We start from the raw sequence: 13916 nt of genomic DNA, 5'->3' as shown, positions 1-13916 counted from the left end.
TAAAGCATTTAAAAACAATGAGTTCTATTTTTTTTTAATACATAAAATATTTTTTATGTATTGTTTTGTTGTAATTTTACTACATTTTTAGCGCGTGTTTGACCTAAGTAACAGAAAATCAGACAATTGAAGTCCAATGTTGAAAGTACAAAGTGATTTAATGACAAATAGAATTCAGGGCCGTGGAATGAAATTTATTGGTGCTCATGTATCGGCCTCTGGCGGCGTTGACCAAGCCCCATTGAGAGCGAGAGAAATTGGAGCAAATGCATTTGCTTTATTCACTAAAAACCAGCGCCAGTGGGTTGCTAAACCGCTTGAAGAGGCAACCATTCGCGCTTTTAAGGCCAACTGCCACATGCTTGGTTTTAAAAGTGAACACATTTTGCCGCATGATTCATACCTTATTAATCTGGGCGCGCCAGAAGCCGATAAGCTTGCTAAGTCACGCGAAGCTTTTATTGATGAAATGCAACGTTGCCAGCAACTGGGGCTAACGCTTCTGAATTTTCATCCGGGTAGTCACCTTAAACAAGTCTCAGAAAGTGAATGTCTTGCGACAATTGCAGAATCGATAAACCTTGCACATCAAGCCGTGCCTGAGGTCGTTGCTGTGATTGAAAACACCGCAGGGCAGGGGACGAATCTAGGCTGGCGTTTCGAACATTTAGCCGAAATTATCCAGCAAGTTGAGGATAAATCGCGAGTAGGTGTGTGCCTTGACACGTGTCATACTTTTACTGCAGGTTATGATTTGCGCACAGTTGAGGCGTGCGAGGCAACCTTCTCAGAGTTTGATAGCGTGGTTGGAATGCACTACTTACGTGCAATGCACATCAACGACTCAAAGGCAAAGTTTGCCAGCCGTGTTGACCGCCATCATTCTCTAGGGGAAGGCGAAATTGGTTGGCCATGCTTTGAATTTATTGCCAAAGATTCAAGGTTTGATGGTATCCCATTGATTTTAGAAACAATCGATCCAGACATTTGGGCCCAAGAAATTCAAACATTAAGAGATCTACACGCACAATCGGTAGATTCAGTAGCATCTTAAATAAGTTGGCATCTTTCTTTCATAAAGACAAAGGCATAGCCGCGTCAAAATGAAGGAGGATGTCACTATGTTTCATATGATCTCACGTTCACCATCAATAGCTCGACCACCAGTCCGATTGCCTATACCTAACCGACATGTGAATGGTCAAGGGCATACTCGAACGCCACAAAAATCACATTAACTGGCAAAAGCTCTGTGACATTGACTCATGCAGTGGTGGCTTTTTATGGTTACAATGCTGTAATTAGTTAATTTGCAGAGCGTTGTTATGACTCAATCATTGACTTGGCACGATGTTATCGGCCATGAAAAACAGCAGGAGTATTTTCAACAGACGATAGCGTTTGTTGAAAAGGAAAGGCTGGCGGGGAAAGTGATTTATCCACCTGCTGCTGACGTGTTTAATGCGTTTCGTTTTACCGAATTTGGCGATGTTAAGGTTGTGATTTTAGGGCAAGATCCTTATCACGGGCCAAATCAGGCTCATGGGTTATGTTTTTCGGTGTTACCCGGCGTTAAAACCCCACCTTCACTGGTGAATATCTACAAAGAGCTGGTGCAAGATATCCCCGGTTTTGTTACTCCTCAGCACGGTTACCTAAAAAGTTGGGCCGAGCAAGGGGTGCTATTGCTCAATACCGTATTGACCGTTGAACAAGGTATGGCGCATTCGCACGCTAATACTGGTTGGGAAACCTTTACCGACCGGGTGATTGAGGCGGTAAATCAGCAGCGTGAAGGTGTTGTCTTCCTGTTGTGGGGTTCACACGCGCAGAAGAAAGGCAGCATGATTGATCGCAGTAAACATCATGTATTAGTAGCACCGCATCCTTCTCCTCTTTCTGCGCATCGAGGCTTTTTGGGCTGTAAACATTTTTCAAAGACTAATCAATTGCTTATTGAGCAGGGAAAAGCGCCTGTGAATTGGCAACCCGTATTGGATAAGTGATTAATTGATGTTTTTTCGAGCAGGGTCAAAACAAGCACGCTGAAGCTTTTATACACTTATCTAAAATAAGTGTAATGGAGAAGCACAATGATGATTGAAAGGATCCGTAGAGAACACGGGTATATGGCGCGTTTGCTTGCCATTTTGCGAGATAAACAACGGCAATTGAGTAATGAACAAAGTATCAACTACTCTTTAGTGAGAGAGATTATTGACTACTTGGCGACGCATTCAGAGTCAGTACACCACCCCAAAGAAGATATTCTCTATCACTATTATATTGATCATTATGGTCAACATAATGATATTCAAAATTTAGCGAGAGAACATATAGAACTTTCTGAGAAAACTCATGCTTTTCTAGAGATTGTCGATATGATTTTGCAAGATGCAGTTGTACCACAGCACGTGTTCATCGAGCAGCTTGATGCATTTATTTCTTCCCAGAAGCGTCATCTGGAGTTAGAAGAACAATCGGTTTTACCCTTGATCAGCCGCACCTTTAATGTGACTGATTGGCAAGCGGTGGAGGCGAGCTGGCAACAATCCGAAGATGATCCAGTATTTGGTGAGACAATTGCGGAGCAGTACCAACAATTAGCTCACCGAGTTCGACAAACCGCACAAGAGTGCCAGTAATCTCTGCTGATTCAGTTAAACAAAAAAGGCACTGTTGAAGTGCCTTTTTACTCAGAGTTTTATTTGATCAGCCTCGAAGCAGACATCCATCTCCATCAATTCTCTTTGTAACCGTTTTTGATCCTGAATCGCTTCAATTTCTCGCCACATTCTTTTGACTGGTTTAGTGCGACTAGAGCGGAGTTTTGTGATTTCCATTTCCAACATTTCGTCAAATTGCAAGCTTTCCATAAGCAACCTCTTGTTGTTGTTATTACGCCATGTCGTGCTCTCTAGATAGCACAGTTTTCGCTAGCATAGCTATGATTTGTTTCTCATTTGTTTCCTTTTGATGAACCTTTTATTGGATTTTGACCAGAATTTCACAGTTTCAGAGGGATTCTTTAGTACAAAAAGGGAGCGGTTAAGCGACGCAAACGATTTTATTTGCATTTTTAAATGTTAAATAAATGTTGTTTTGAAAATTTACAATTGCCTGGTTGGTTGTTTTATGACCATTCAATAAAAAATTATCATAAATTTATGCAAGATTTAGTGGTGAAACTGATTAGCCCTTTATTCTCAAGGGGTGAGATTAAGTGAGTGCAACTGGGTTTTTATGGTTGTTTTTTATCTTTCAATGTTTCCAGTTTGGGTTGTTTTGGTTGCCAAGTTGTTGCTGTATTGGTTTGTTAAATGTTAATTAAAGGTGATTTTATAGTGAAAAATAACATTTTAACTAAACCTGTTGCATATTGATTTTTGTTCTTTCAGGTTGCATTATCCGCCCGTCAAAAATACGTTGCCCCTTCAAAAGTTGAGGCTCCTCACTTTTTGGACGAATAAAATGCATTGCATAATATCGATAAAAACATGCTGGTTAGAACGTTGACTCGCAGCATGTGCATTTTTTCGTGAAGCTTTTCGCTTAGGTCAGCGCTATCACTCTATGAGAGGTTCTTGTGACAGACTTAATCAATTTAATGAATGATTTACTTTGGGGATCCATCCTTGTTTATCTTTTAGTCGGTGTTGGTGTGTACTTCACCGTTCGCCTAGGATTCATTCAATTTCGCCATTTCGGCCACATGTTTAGTGTGTTGAAAAACAGCCGCAAAGCAGATAAAGCCGGTATTTCTTCTTTCCAAGCACTTTGTACTAGCCTTGCTGCGCGTGTTGGTACGGGAAACATGGCCGGTGTAGCCGTTGCTTTAACGGCGGGTGGTCCAGGCGCGATTTTCTGGATGTGGTTGATTGCTATGCTTGGTATGGCGACTTCATTTGCTGAAAGCACGTTGGCTCAGCTATACAAAACCCGTGACAAAGATGGTAACTACCGCGGTGGCCCTGCGTACTATATGGAAAAAGGCCTTGGTATGCGTTGGATGGGTGTGCTGTTTTCCATCTTCCTGATTATTGCTTTTGGCCTAGTATTCAATGCCGTTCAAGCTAACTCAATTGCAGGAGCTATGAAAAATGCTTTTGGATTTGATCCGCTGTATGTCGGTATCTTCATCGTTGCAATTTCGGCTTTCGTCATTTTTGGTGGTATCCGTAAAATTGCGCGTACCGCTGAGTTGATTGTACCTTTCATGGCATTAGCTTACTTAGCGATTGCGATGTTTGTCATGGTCACTAATATAGAAAAGCTACCAGCCGTATTAAGCCTTATTTTCAAAAGTGCATTTGGCCTTCAAGAAGCGGCCGCAGGCGGTTTAGGTTACGCGATTGCTCAAGCCATGATTAACGGCATCAAACGCGGTCTGTTTTCCAATGAAGCTGGTATGGGTTCAGCACCTAATGCAGCGGCTTCTGCAACGCCTTATCCGCCGCATCCTGCTTCTCAAGGTTACGTGCAAATGTTGGGTGTTTTTATTGATACGATTGTGATCTGTTCAGCAACCGTCGCCATTATTTTGATGTCGGGTGAATATGTACCGCACGGTGAAATTACCGGTATCGAGCTGACTCAGCGCGCATTAAGCTCACAAGTGGGCAGTTGGGGTGGGATTTTTGTTGCTTTTGCGATTTTCTTCTTCGCCTTTACTTCAATTATTGCCAACTACTCTTATGCCGAAACGAACCTGATTTTCTTAGAGCACAACAATAAGAAAGGGTTAACGTTGTTCCGTATTGTTTTCCTTGCCATGGTGATGTTTGGCTCATTGGCGACCTTGCCTACCGTATGGGCAATGGCGGATGTCTCGATGGGGTTAATGGCGATTGTTAACTTGGTGGCGATCATTCTGCTCTCTGGCATTGTGATTAAGCTCGCGAAAGATTATAACCGTCAGCTAGCCGCAGGTAAGGTTCCCACCTTCGATGCTAATGATTACCCTGAGTTAAAATCTCAGTTGGAAGATGGCATTTGGTACAACAACAAATAACCTGTTATCGTTACTGACGATTAAATAGATTGAAAAAGCCATGCAGACACCGCATGGCTTTTTTTGTACTCTGTGAGCCATAAAATAAGAATAGAAAGGAAGGAAAATTATGCTCATTGTTGTTTCCCCAGCCAAGACGTTAGATTACGAATCCCCGTTGGTGACAAGCAAATATACTCAGCCGGAGCTTATTGACCATTCAGCTCAGTTGATCGATGTTTGCCGTCAATTGACTCCTGCCGACATCTCAGCGTTGATGAAAGTGAGCGATAAAATTGCTGGGCTCAACGTGGCTCGCTTTGCGCAGTGGAGCCCAACCTTCACGTTGGATAATGCACGTCCCGCCATTTTGGCGTTTAAAGGGGATGTTTATACAGGATTTGAAGCAGAAACATTATCGGATGCCGGATTTGAACATGCACAACAGCATTTAAGAATGCTCTCTGGCTTGTATGGTGTATTGAAACCACTGGATCTGATGCAACCGTACCGTTTGGAGATGGGCACGAGATTGGGTAACCCGAGGGGGACTAACCTGTACCAGTTTTGGGGGGATATCATTACCGATAAACTCAATCAAGCTCTGAAAGAGCAAGGCGATGATGTGTTGATTAATCTCGCTTCCAACGAGTATTTTAAAGCGGTTAATCCGAAAAAGCTTAAGGGGAGCATCATTACTCCGGTATTTAAGGATTGTAAGAAAGGGCAATACAAAGTCATTAGCTTCTATGCTAAGAAGGCTCGTGGCATGATGGCGCGCTACATTATCGATAAACAAATCTCTTCTGTAGAGCAATTGGCTCAGTTTGACAGTGCTGGCTACTATTTTGTAGAACAGGAGTCATCAGCAACTGAGTTGGTCTTTAAACGCGAAGAGCAGTGATGTAAGAGAGGCGGTTATGTGGCAGTGGTTGAAAAAGCAGGTTGCGCGTTATGATCGCTGGTGTGAGAACATGGGTTTAACACCAGATAAAAAACGTAGCTGTGTTCCTTATCGTCAAGATCCTGTTCAGAGTAAAGAACGTGAGCGAGAATAAGAAGCTGCGTTTATTTGATACGCATTGCCATCTCGATTTTCCTATCTTTGAGCGTGAGTTTGAACACCATTTACATTTAGCTCGCCAGCAAGGGGTTGAGAAAATAGTGATTCCCGCCGTTGGTCCAAGTAACTGGCAGCGAGTAGCCGAGCTTGCTAACGGTTATCCTGAACTCTACTTTGCTCTCGGGTTCCATCCCTGTTTTTTATCAACCTCTTCCCCTGCGGATATCGACGAGCTTGAGCAAAAGTTACTTCAAAAACCAGCTCAATGCGTGGCTCTGGGGGAGTGTGGCTTAGATTTTACGACGGATATTGCTCCTGCTTTGCAAGAAACAATGTTTGAAATGCAACTAGAGCTTGCGAAGCGAGCCAGACTTCCATTGATATTACACAGCCGCAAAGCGCACAACCGCCTTATACAACTGTTAAAAAAACATCAATTTAGCCAAGGTGGAGTGCTGCATGCTTTTTCTGGCAGCGTTCAACAGGCAAACCAGTTTATTGAACTGGGTTTTAAGATTGGCGTGGGTGGTGTTATTACCTATCCAAGAGCCAACAAAACCCGTCTTACTATTGCGGCACTCCCCATCGAAAGTTTAGTGCTAGAAACAGATGCTCCTGATATGCCACTCAATGGTTTTCAAGGGCAAGCGAATCACCCACAAAAACTGCCGATTATCCTGCAAACGCTTGCGTTGCTGAAGAACCAATCAGAGCAAACGGTTGCTGATGTTTTGTGGAAAAACAGCCATTCTCTGTTCTTTCCGGTGTGAATAAATTCGAAATGAAATGTAGGTTTAATGATTCTAGTGTCAGTAAACATTGAACGTGCTCACATAAATGAGTGAATGGGCAGTGAATCTTATAAGAAAGTGTGAGGCTGGCATTACTTTATCTTAGTGGTGATGAGTATAATCACCCCGCTTCATGAGCTCCATTTTATAACACGCCAACAATAACCTAATAAGGAAATCATAAACTATGAGCCTGTTTATGAGCCTAGTCGGTATGGCAGTTCTGCTAGGACTTGCAGTTCTACTGTCTGATAACCGCAAAGCTATCAATCTAAGAACAGTGGGTGGCGCTTTTGCTATCCAATTTATTATCGGTGGTTTCGTTCTTTACGTACCATGGGGTCGTGATCTCCTTGCAGGTTTCTCTGCGGGTGTTCAAAACGTCATCGACTTCGGTAAAGACGGTACTGGTTTTCTATTCGGCAGCCTAGTTAACTTTTCAGTTGACGGTATTGGCTTCATCTTTGCTTTCCAAGTTCTACCTACTCTAATCTTCTTCTCGGCACTTATCTCTGTGCTTTACTACATTGGCGTTATGCAATGGGTAATTAAGATTCTAGGTGGTGGTTTACAAAAAGCACTCGGTACCTCTCGTGCGGAATCGATGTCTGCTGCAGCCAACATTTTCGTAGGTCAAACAGAAGCGCCACTCGTGGTTCGTCCGTTTGTACCTAAAATGACTCAATCTGAGCTGTTTGCAGTAATGTGTGGTGGTTTGGCTTCAGTTGCGGGTGGTGTACTTGCTGGTTACGCATCGATGGGTGTGCCGCTAGAGTACCTTGTTGCGGCCTCTTTCATGGCAGCACCGGGTGGTCTACTGTTTGCAAAAATCATCAAACCAGAAACCGATACTCCAGATGAAGAACTGGGTAGCGATATGGATGGCAATGATAAACCTGCCAACGTAATCGATGCTGCTGCAGGTGGTGCTTCTGTTGGTCTGCAACTTGCGCTGAACGTAGGTGCAATGCTACTTGCCTTCGTTGGTCTAATCGCGTTAGTTAACGGTATGCTTGGTGGTGTGGGTGGTTGGTTCGGTATGCCTGAACTGACTCTAGAACTACTGCTTGGTTGGCTTTTCTCTCCATTAGCATTCCTGATTGGTGTGCCATGGGAAGAAGCAACGCTCGCGGGCTCTTTCATCGGTCAAAAACTGGTTGTAAACGAATTTGTTGCTTATCTAAACTTCGTACCTTACGTGGGTGAGAACGCACAGCTCGTTGCTGCTACTGGTGCGGTGATGTCTGAGAAAACTCAAGCTATCATCTCATTTGCACTGTGTGGCTTCGCCAACCTTTCTTCTGTTGCGATTCTACTCGGTGGTTTAGGTGGTCTTGCTCCTAACCGTCGTCACGATATCGCGAAGATGGGTGTAAAAGCCGTTTGTGCTGGTACACTGTCTAACTTAATGGCAGCAACTATTGCTGGCTTCTTCCTTTCTTTCTAATTAAACAAGAGAAAGAGATATAGACGCCGTTTAACATCGCCCCGTAGCAAGAGATTGCTGCGGGGCTTTTTTGTTTTGGCGAAAGGAATACTTTGATTCACTCTTTAGTCGGGTGGTCAGTGTGTATCACCTCAAGCTCTCTTTTATAAGTTAGCTTTTAATGGATAGATCAGAGTTTATCGGTAAACGAGATTATCGTTGACGCTGATCTTTTTTGAGATACAAACCGTTTGCTCTATGAATGACGCTACAGTTTTGTAGTGAAAATCTATACTGTATCAGTGAGATTCATTTTCAATAGAAGAGTGAAGATATCAGCTAGCGCCAATCAATACATGGAGTATGATTTGACGCAAAGGCAGCCCGTTTTATCATGTCGTGTTGCTTTGATATAAATTAGATACGGGTATAAGTTACACACGGATATACGTTAGACACGGCGATGAGTGCAAATAAGTGGCATATCATGGTTGTGCCATAGGCCAAATTGGTACTGTGCGGTGACAGGGATAGCAATTGAAATGCAAGTGCATTTCGAGTCTTCAAGGAACCAAGTCCGTTCATTTGTGGCTAGCAAGCCATCTCGCTCTCAACACTGAGCGTGGTTTACTAGTGAACTATTTGAATATATTGATCGGAGATAGAAATGAGCGATTTAAAAGCAGCCGCACTACGTGCACTGAAATTGATGGATTTGACTACGCTAAACGATGATGACACGGATGCGAAAGTGATTGCCCTTTGTCATGATGCCAAAACGGCTGTAGGTAATACCGCTGCAATTTGTATTTACCCTCGCTTTATTCCTATTGCGAAGAAGACACTTCGCGAGCAAGGCACGCCAGAGATTCGTATCGCAACCGTTACCAACTTCCCACACGGTAATGATGATATTGAGATTGCCGTTGCGGAAACTAAAGCCGCCGTTGCGTATGGTGCTGATGAAGTCGACGTTGTGTTCCCTTACCGCGCATTAATCGCCGGTAATGAGCAAGTCGGTTTTGATCTTGTTAAGCAATGTAAAGCCGCGTGTGGTGACATTCTGCTTAAAGTGATCATCGAAACTGGTGAGCTAAAAGAAGAAGCATTAATCAAAAAAGCGTCTCAAATCTGTATTGAAGCGGGCGCTGATTTCATCAAAACCTCAACGGGGAAAGTCCCTGTGAATGCAACACCAGAATACGCACGCATTATGCTAGAAGTGATTCGCGATATGGGCGTTGCCAAAACTGTAGGTTTTAAACCTGCGGGCGGTGTACGCACAGCGCAAGATGCTGCATTGTATCTCGCGATGGCTGATGAGCTACTTGGCGCAGATTGGGCCGACAGCATGCACTACCGTTTTGGGGCCTCAAGCCTGCTAACCAATCTTTTGAATACATTAGAAGTAACAGACCAAAAAGCCGATCCAGCTGCGTATTAATTATGCGCTGAAGTAGGACTGATAATAATAAGTCTGACTCGTGGAGCTGAGCCATCAGCTCCCGATTACCTCTTTACCTTACTGACCAAAGCATCATGCTTGGGAGGCAACTCATGTATTCAACTCAAACTTTTTTACCTCAAGAAATCATTCGCAAAAAGCGTGACGGCGAGATCCTCACCACCGAAGAAATTAACTTTTTTATTCAAGGTGTGGCGAATAATACCGTCTCTGAAGGCCAAATTGCGGCCTTTGCCATGACGATTTTCTTCAATGAAATGACTATGCCAGAGCGCATTGCACTGACGTGCGCTATGCGTGATTCTGGGATGGTGATCAACTGGGATGCGATGAACTTCGGTGGTCCTATCGTTGATAAACACTCAACTGGCGGCGTAGGCGATGTCACTTCGTTGATGCTTGGCCCCATGGTTGCAGCCTGCGGCGGTTTTGTTCCTATGATTTCAGGGCGCGGCCTTGGTCATACGGGCGGCACGCTGGATAAATTGGAGTCGATTCCCGGTTATAACATCACGCCAAGTAATGACGTATTTGGTCAAGTAACCAAAGAAGCGGGCGTTGCTATCATCGGCCAAACGGGTGATCTCGCGCCAGCGGATAAACGCGTATACGCCACACGTGACATTACCGCAACGGTCGACAATATTTCACTCATCACCGCTTCGATTCTTTCTAAAAAATTAGCCGCTGGGTTAGATTCCTTGGTAATGGATGTCAAAGTCGGTTCTGGCGCATTTATGCCGACTTACGAAGCTTCTGAAGAGTTAGCTAAATCTATCGTCGCAGTGGCTAACGGCGCCGGTACGAAAACCACGGCTATTTTGACGGATATGAACCAAGTGCTGGCCTCTTCGGCAGGCAATGCCCTTGAAGTGCGTGAAGCGGTACGCTTTTTAACTGGTGAATATCGCAATCCTCGCTTACTGGAAATTACATTGGCCTCTTGCGTTGAAATGTTGTTGTTAGGCAATTTAGCAAAAGACAGCAATGATGCTCGTGCGAAATTGATGGCCGTTCTTAATAACGGAAAAGCGGCTGAATGCTTTGGCAAAATGGTCAAAGGGTTAGGCGGCCCCGCTGATTTTGTTGAAAATCACGATCACTATCTTGAAAAAACCGAGCTGGTTAAGCCCGTTTACGCTCTAGAAAGTGGCGTCGTATCGGCAATGGATACTCGCGCGATTGGCATGGCCGTGGTGGAGATGGGCGGTGGACGCCGCGTCGCAACTGACACTATTGATTACGCGGTTGGGTTTGACCAATTTATTCGCCTAGGTGAAGTTGCCGATAGCAGCAAGCCGTTGGCGGTGATCCATGCGCGTAATGAAGCGCAATGGCAACAAGCGGCCAAAGCATTACAAAGCGCCATTCAAATTGGCGGAGAATACACACCAACACCCGATGTCTACGGCCAAATTCGCGCAGAAGACGTATAAAAATATCGGTTGGAGAGAGCAATGAAAAGAGCATTTATTTTAGTATTAGATTCATTTGGTATCGGCGAAACCGCTGATGCACCACAATTTGGTGATGTTGGCGCTGACACTTTGGGCCACATCGCAGACCAATGTGCTAAAGGCGAAGCGAATAACGCGGATCGCCAGGGCCCATTGACGCTGCCAAACTTATCGAAATTGGGGCTTGCCATGGCGCATAAAGAGTCAACGGGGCGTTTTGCTCCGGGGCTTGATGCCAACGCTGATATTATCGGTGCGTACGGCCACGCCGCTGAGCTTTCATCAGGTAAAGATACTCCTTCGGGTCACTGGGAAATTGCTGGTGTTCCTGTACTGTTTGAATGGGGTTATTTCAGCGATAAGCAAAATAGTTTCCCGAAAGAGCTGACCGATCGCATTATTGAACGCGCAGGTTTGGATGGTTTTCTTGGTAACTGCCATGCATCAGGCACTCAGGTTTTAGATGATTTGGGTGAAGAGCACATGAAAACGGGTAAACCGATTTTCTATACCTCGGCTGATTCAGTGTTCCAAATTGCTTGCCATGAAGAGACGTTTGGTCTTGATCGTTTGTTAGAACTTTGCCAGATCGCACGTGAAGAATTGGCGGATTACAACATTGGCCGCGTGATTGCGCGCCCGTTCATTGGCCCGAAAGCGGGAGAATTTGCTCGTACTGGCAACCGTCGTGATTTATCCGTTGAGCCGCCAGCGGCGACCGTGCTGCAAAAATTGGTTGATGAGAAGCAAGGTAACGTGGTTTCTATTGGTAAAATTGCTGATATTTACGCCTACTGCGGCATCACTCATAAAGTCAAAGCGACGGGTATCCCGGCTTTATTTGATGCAACACTAGAACAAATCAAACAAGCGAAAGATAACACCATCGTCTTCACTAACTTCGTTGATTTTGATTCCGCTTATGGTCATCGCCGTGATGTAGCGGGCTACGCTGCGGCACTGGAGTACTTTGACAAGCGTCTGCCACAAGTGCTTGAGTTAATGGAAGAGGACGATGTGCTTATTCTTACAGCGGACCATGGTTGCGATCCAACTTGGCCGGGTACGGATCATACGCGCGAGCACATTCCAGTCTTGATTTATGGGCATAAAGTGGCCCCCGGTTCATTGGGCCGCCGTGAGACGTTTGCTGATATTGGTCAGTCACTGGCGCACTATTTCGGTACGTCTGCGATGGATTACGGCACCAATTTCTTACAGTAAGCGTAGCGATTCATTTTTTGAGGATGAATAGAGAGATCACTCTCTATTCTTTGGTCAATTTAGATAAAGGATACTTTTAATGGCAACTCCACATATTAATGCTGAAATGGGTGCATTTGCAGACGTCGTTTTAATGCCGGGTGACCCACTTCGCGCAAAATACATCGCAGAAACTTTCCTTGATGATGTGGTTCAAGTGTGTGATGTCCGTAACATGTTTGGTTATACAGGTACATACAAAGGTCGTAAAATTTCGGTAATGGGCCATGGCATGGGGATCCCTTCATGCTCAATTTACGTGACGGAACTTATCAAAGATTTTGGCGTGAAAAAAGTGATCCGTGTCGGAAGCTGTGGTGCGGTCAGCGACGATATCAAAGTGCGTGATGTTGTGATTGGTATGGGGGCTTGTACCGATTCCAAAGTTAACCGCATCCGTTTTAAAGACCATGATTTTGCTGCGATTGCCGATTACAAAATGGTTAAAGCCGCAGAAGAGGCGGCTACGGCGCGTGGTATTAACGTGAAAGTGGGTAACTTGTTCTCCGCAGAGCTTTTCTACACGCCAGATCCAGAGATGTTCGATGTGATGGATAAATACGGCATTGTTGGTGTAGAAATGGAAGCGGCAGGAATCTACGGCGTAGCGGCGGAATATGGCGCAAAAGCACTGACGATTTGCACTGTCTCTGATCACATCAAAACTGGCGAGCAAACGACGTCAGAAGAGCGTCAAAACACTTTCAATGAAATGATTGAAATTGCGTTAGATTCAGTATTGATTGGCGACGCTCAATAATCTTCTTTTATAAAAAACCTCAGTGTCGCAACTGAGGTTTTTTTATTTACAAAGCCTGCTAAGTCATATCATCCACATTCTGTAGCAGCAGGTTCTCACCACCACTCTTTGGCTTTCGGCGCAGCAGTAGCAGTGTGAGCAATACACCGCTGACAAAGCTGGTCAACAGCATGAGATACATGTAGCGATCACTTTTACGATAGTGGTGATCTGAAATCGCGGTGACGCGGCCAGTTTCAAAAGTAATGCGGATAAAACCAATAATACTGCTTTCATGATAGACAGGCTCAACCAGTTGCTGACGGCCAATGCTGGCCGTGCGCAGTGGTGTATCCAATCCTAATACTTCGCGTACGCTTAACGCGTTATCGCTGGCGGCTAATTTGACCCCTTCGGAATCATAAATGGTGGCATCAAACACCAGTTTGTCTTGAGCTAACTGGTTTGTAAGGGCTAGCAGGCGCTCTTGATCTTGCTCTGATATCATGCTGCCCGCAGATAGTGATGCCTGTGAAATCAAAACCTTAGTTAATGTTTCTAGTTGGTTGGCCTGAATTCGTTCGTTACCTTTACTGATCACAACGCTGTTTTTTACGGTAAAGAAGAACATGCCTGCTAATAAAATGACGGTAAGCACACGAATTGCGACGCGAAATGAAAATAAAGAGCCGTCCATAACCCACCTGATTGGATAAATAAAA

14 protein-coding genes are annotated in these 13916 nt (G+C 44.6%); 12 read left to right on the top strand and 2 right to left on the bottom strand.

The window, feature by feature from the left end; genetic code table 11:
- Positions 1-136 precede the first annotated feature (136 nt).
- The 3 genes from nfo (at position 137) to AACT18_RS10140 (ending at position 2645) form a co-directional block, all read left to right on the top strand.
- Positions 137-1054 carry a deoxyribonuclease IV gene (gene nfo / locus AACT18_RS10150; protein WP_094124644.1) on the top strand — a complete coding sequence of 306 codons (918 nt, stop codon included), beginning with the start codon at positions 137-139 and terminating at the stop codon, positions 1052-1054.
- A 271-nt stretch (positions 1055-1325) separates the two neighbouring features.
- A complete protein-coding gene (gene ung / locus AACT18_RS10145) occupies positions 1326-2006 on the top strand; it encodes a uracil-DNA glycosylase (RefSeq protein ID WP_026027958.1) in 681 nt (226 codons plus the stop codon).
- An 87-nt stretch (positions 2007-2093) separates the two neighbouring features.
- A complete protein-coding gene (locus AACT18_RS10140) occupies positions 2094-2645 on the top strand; it encodes a hemerythrin domain-containing protein (RefSeq protein ID WP_013856117.1) in 552 nt (183 codons plus the stop codon).
- Between the two features lie 51 nt (positions 2646-2696).
- Here AACT18_RS10140 and AACT18_RS10135 read toward each other — a convergent pair whose 3' ends face one another.
- Positions 2697-2876 carry a DUF3545 family protein gene (locus AACT18_RS10135; protein ID WP_010318284.1) on the bottom strand — a complete coding sequence of 60 codons (180 nt, stop codon included), beginning with the start codon at positions 2874-2876 and terminating at the stop codon, positions 2697-2699.
- Positions 2877-3586: 710 nt separating this feature from the next.
- On the opposite strand from AACT18_RS10135, the gene AACT18_RS10130 reads away from it, so the two are divergent.
- The 9 genes from AACT18_RS10130 (at position 3587) to deoD (ending at position 13215) form a co-directional block, all read left to right on the top strand.
- Positions 3587-5011, top strand: a complete 1425-nt coding sequence (locus AACT18_RS10130; protein ID WP_013856119.1) for an alanine/glycine:cation symporter family protein — start codon at positions 3587-3589, stop codon at positions 5009-5011.
- A gap of 109 nt (positions 5012-5120) precedes the next feature.
- Positions 5121-5894 carry a peroxide stress protein YaaA gene (gene yaaA, locus AACT18_RS10125; protein ID WP_026027382.1) on the top strand — a complete coding sequence of 258 codons (774 nt, stop codon included), beginning with the start codon at positions 5121-5123 and terminating at the stop codon, positions 5892-5894.
- Between the two features lie 16 nt (positions 5895-5910).
- The gene (locus AACT18_RS10120; protein ID WP_013856121.1) at positions 5911-6048 is read left to right on the top strand and encodes a DUF5363 family protein; all 138 of its coding nucleotides are present in this window, start codon (positions 5911-5913) and stop codon (positions 6046-6048) included.
- Positions 6035-6823 carry a TatD family hydrolase gene (locus tag AACT18_RS10115; RefSeq protein ID WP_094125663.1) on the top strand — a complete coding sequence of 263 codons (789 nt, stop codon included), beginning with the start codon at positions 6035-6037 and terminating at the stop codon, positions 6821-6823. Before AACT18_RS10120 ends, AACT18_RS10115 begins: the two co-directional genes overlap by 14 nt.
- 208 nt (positions 6824-7031) lie before the next feature.
- The gene (locus AACT18_RS10110) at positions 7032-8291 is read left to right on the top strand and encodes a NupC/NupG family nucleoside CNT transporter (RefSeq protein WP_094125664.1); all 1260 of its coding nucleotides are present in this window, start codon (positions 7032-7034) and stop codon (positions 8289-8291) included.
- Between the two features lie 646 nt (positions 8292-8937).
- Positions 8938-9714 carry a deoxyribose-phosphate aldolase gene (gene deoC, locus AACT18_RS10105; RefSeq protein ID WP_094125665.1) on the top strand — a complete coding sequence of 259 codons (777 nt, stop codon included), beginning with the start codon at positions 8938-8940 and terminating at the stop codon, positions 9712-9714.
- A 95-nt stretch (positions 9715-9809) separates the two neighbouring features.
- On the top strand, positions 9810-11171 hold the full coding sequence (gene deoA, locus AACT18_RS10100; protein ID WP_094125666.1) for a thymidine phosphorylase: 1362 nt from the start codon (positions 9810-9812) through the stop codon (positions 11169-11171).
- A 21-nt stretch (positions 11172-11192) separates the two neighbouring features.
- Positions 11193-12416, top strand: coding sequence for a phosphopentomutase (locus AACT18_RS10095; RefSeq protein ID WP_026027379.1), 1224 nt, complete (start codon positions 11193-11195; stop codon positions 12414-12416).
- 79 nt (positions 12417-12495) lie between these two features.
- Entirely contained in the window at positions 12496-13215 is a 720-nt protein-coding gene (gene deoD, locus AACT18_RS10090; RefSeq protein ID WP_013856127.1) for a purine-nucleoside phosphorylase, read from the top strand.
- Positions 13216-13273: 58 nt separating this feature from the next.
- On the opposite strand, the gene AACT18_RS10085 is transcribed toward deoD, so the two are convergent.
- Positions 13274-13891, bottom strand: coding sequence for a YtjB family periplasmic protein (locus AACT18_RS10085; protein WP_026027378.1), 618 nt, complete (start codon positions 13889-13891; stop codon positions 13274-13276).
- Positions 13892-13916: the final 25 nt, after the last annotated feature.

Origin of the sequence: Vibrio sp. V04_P4A5T148, from assembly GCF_963875605.1 — a bacterium.
In the GTDB taxonomy this organism is placed as follows: domain Bacteria; phylum Pseudomonadota; class Gammaproteobacteria; order Enterobacterales; family Vibrionaceae; genus Vibrio; species Vibrio anguillarum.
The sequence above is the reverse complement of the archived record's forward strand: the minus strand, read 5'-3'. Positions and strand labels throughout refer to the sequence as shown.

What these genes read in the sequence shown, in the direction of transcription:
- AACT18_RS10110 (WP_094125664.1), top strand. Translation starts at nt 7,032, where the DNA reads ATGAGCCTGTTTATGAGCCTAGTCGGTATGGCAGTTCTGCTAGGACTT.
- AACT18_RS10095 (WP_026027379.1), top strand. Translation starts at nt 11,193, where the DNA reads ATGAAAAGAGCATTTATTTTAGTATTAGATTCATTTGGTATCGGCGAA.
- deoC (WP_094125665.1), top strand. Translation starts at nt 8,938, where the DNA reads ATGAGCGATTTAAAAGCAGCCGCACTACGTGCACTGAAATTGATGGAT.
- AACT18_RS10085 (WP_026027378.1), bottom strand. Translation starts at nt 13,891, where the DNA reads ATGGACGGCTCTTTATTTTCATTTCGCGTCGCAATTCGTGTGCTTACC.
- deoA (WP_094125666.1), top strand. Translation starts at nt 9,810, where the DNA reads ATGCTTGGGAGGCAACTCATGTATTCAACTCAAACTTTTTTACCTCAA.
- yaaA (WP_026027382.1), top strand. Translation starts at nt 5,121, where the DNA reads ATGCTCATTGTTGTTTCCCCAGCCAAGACGTTAGATTACGAATCCCCG.
- deoD (WP_013856127.1), top strand. Translation starts at nt 12,496, where the DNA reads ATGGCAACTCCACATATTAATGCTGAAATGGGTGCATTTGCAGACGTC.
- AACT18_RS10120 (WP_013856121.1), top strand. Translation starts at nt 5,911, where the DNA reads ATGTGGCAGTGGTTGAAAAAGCAGGTTGCGCGTTATGATCGCTGGTGT.
- AACT18_RS10140 (WP_013856117.1), top strand. Translation starts at nt 2,094, where the DNA reads ATGATGATTGAAAGGATCCGTAGAGAACACGGGTATATGGCGCGTTTG.
- nfo (WP_094124644.1), top strand. Translation starts at nt 137, where the DNA reads ATGTTGAAAGTACAAAGTGATTTAATGACAAATAGAATTCAGGGCCGT.
- ung (WP_026027958.1), top strand. Translation starts at nt 1,326, where the DNA reads ATGACTCAATCATTGACTTGGCACGATGTTATCGGCCATGAAAAACAG.
- AACT18_RS10135 (WP_010318284.1), bottom strand. Translation starts at nt 2,876, where the DNA reads ATGGAAAGCTTGCAATTTGACGAAATGTTGGAAATGGAAATCACAAAA.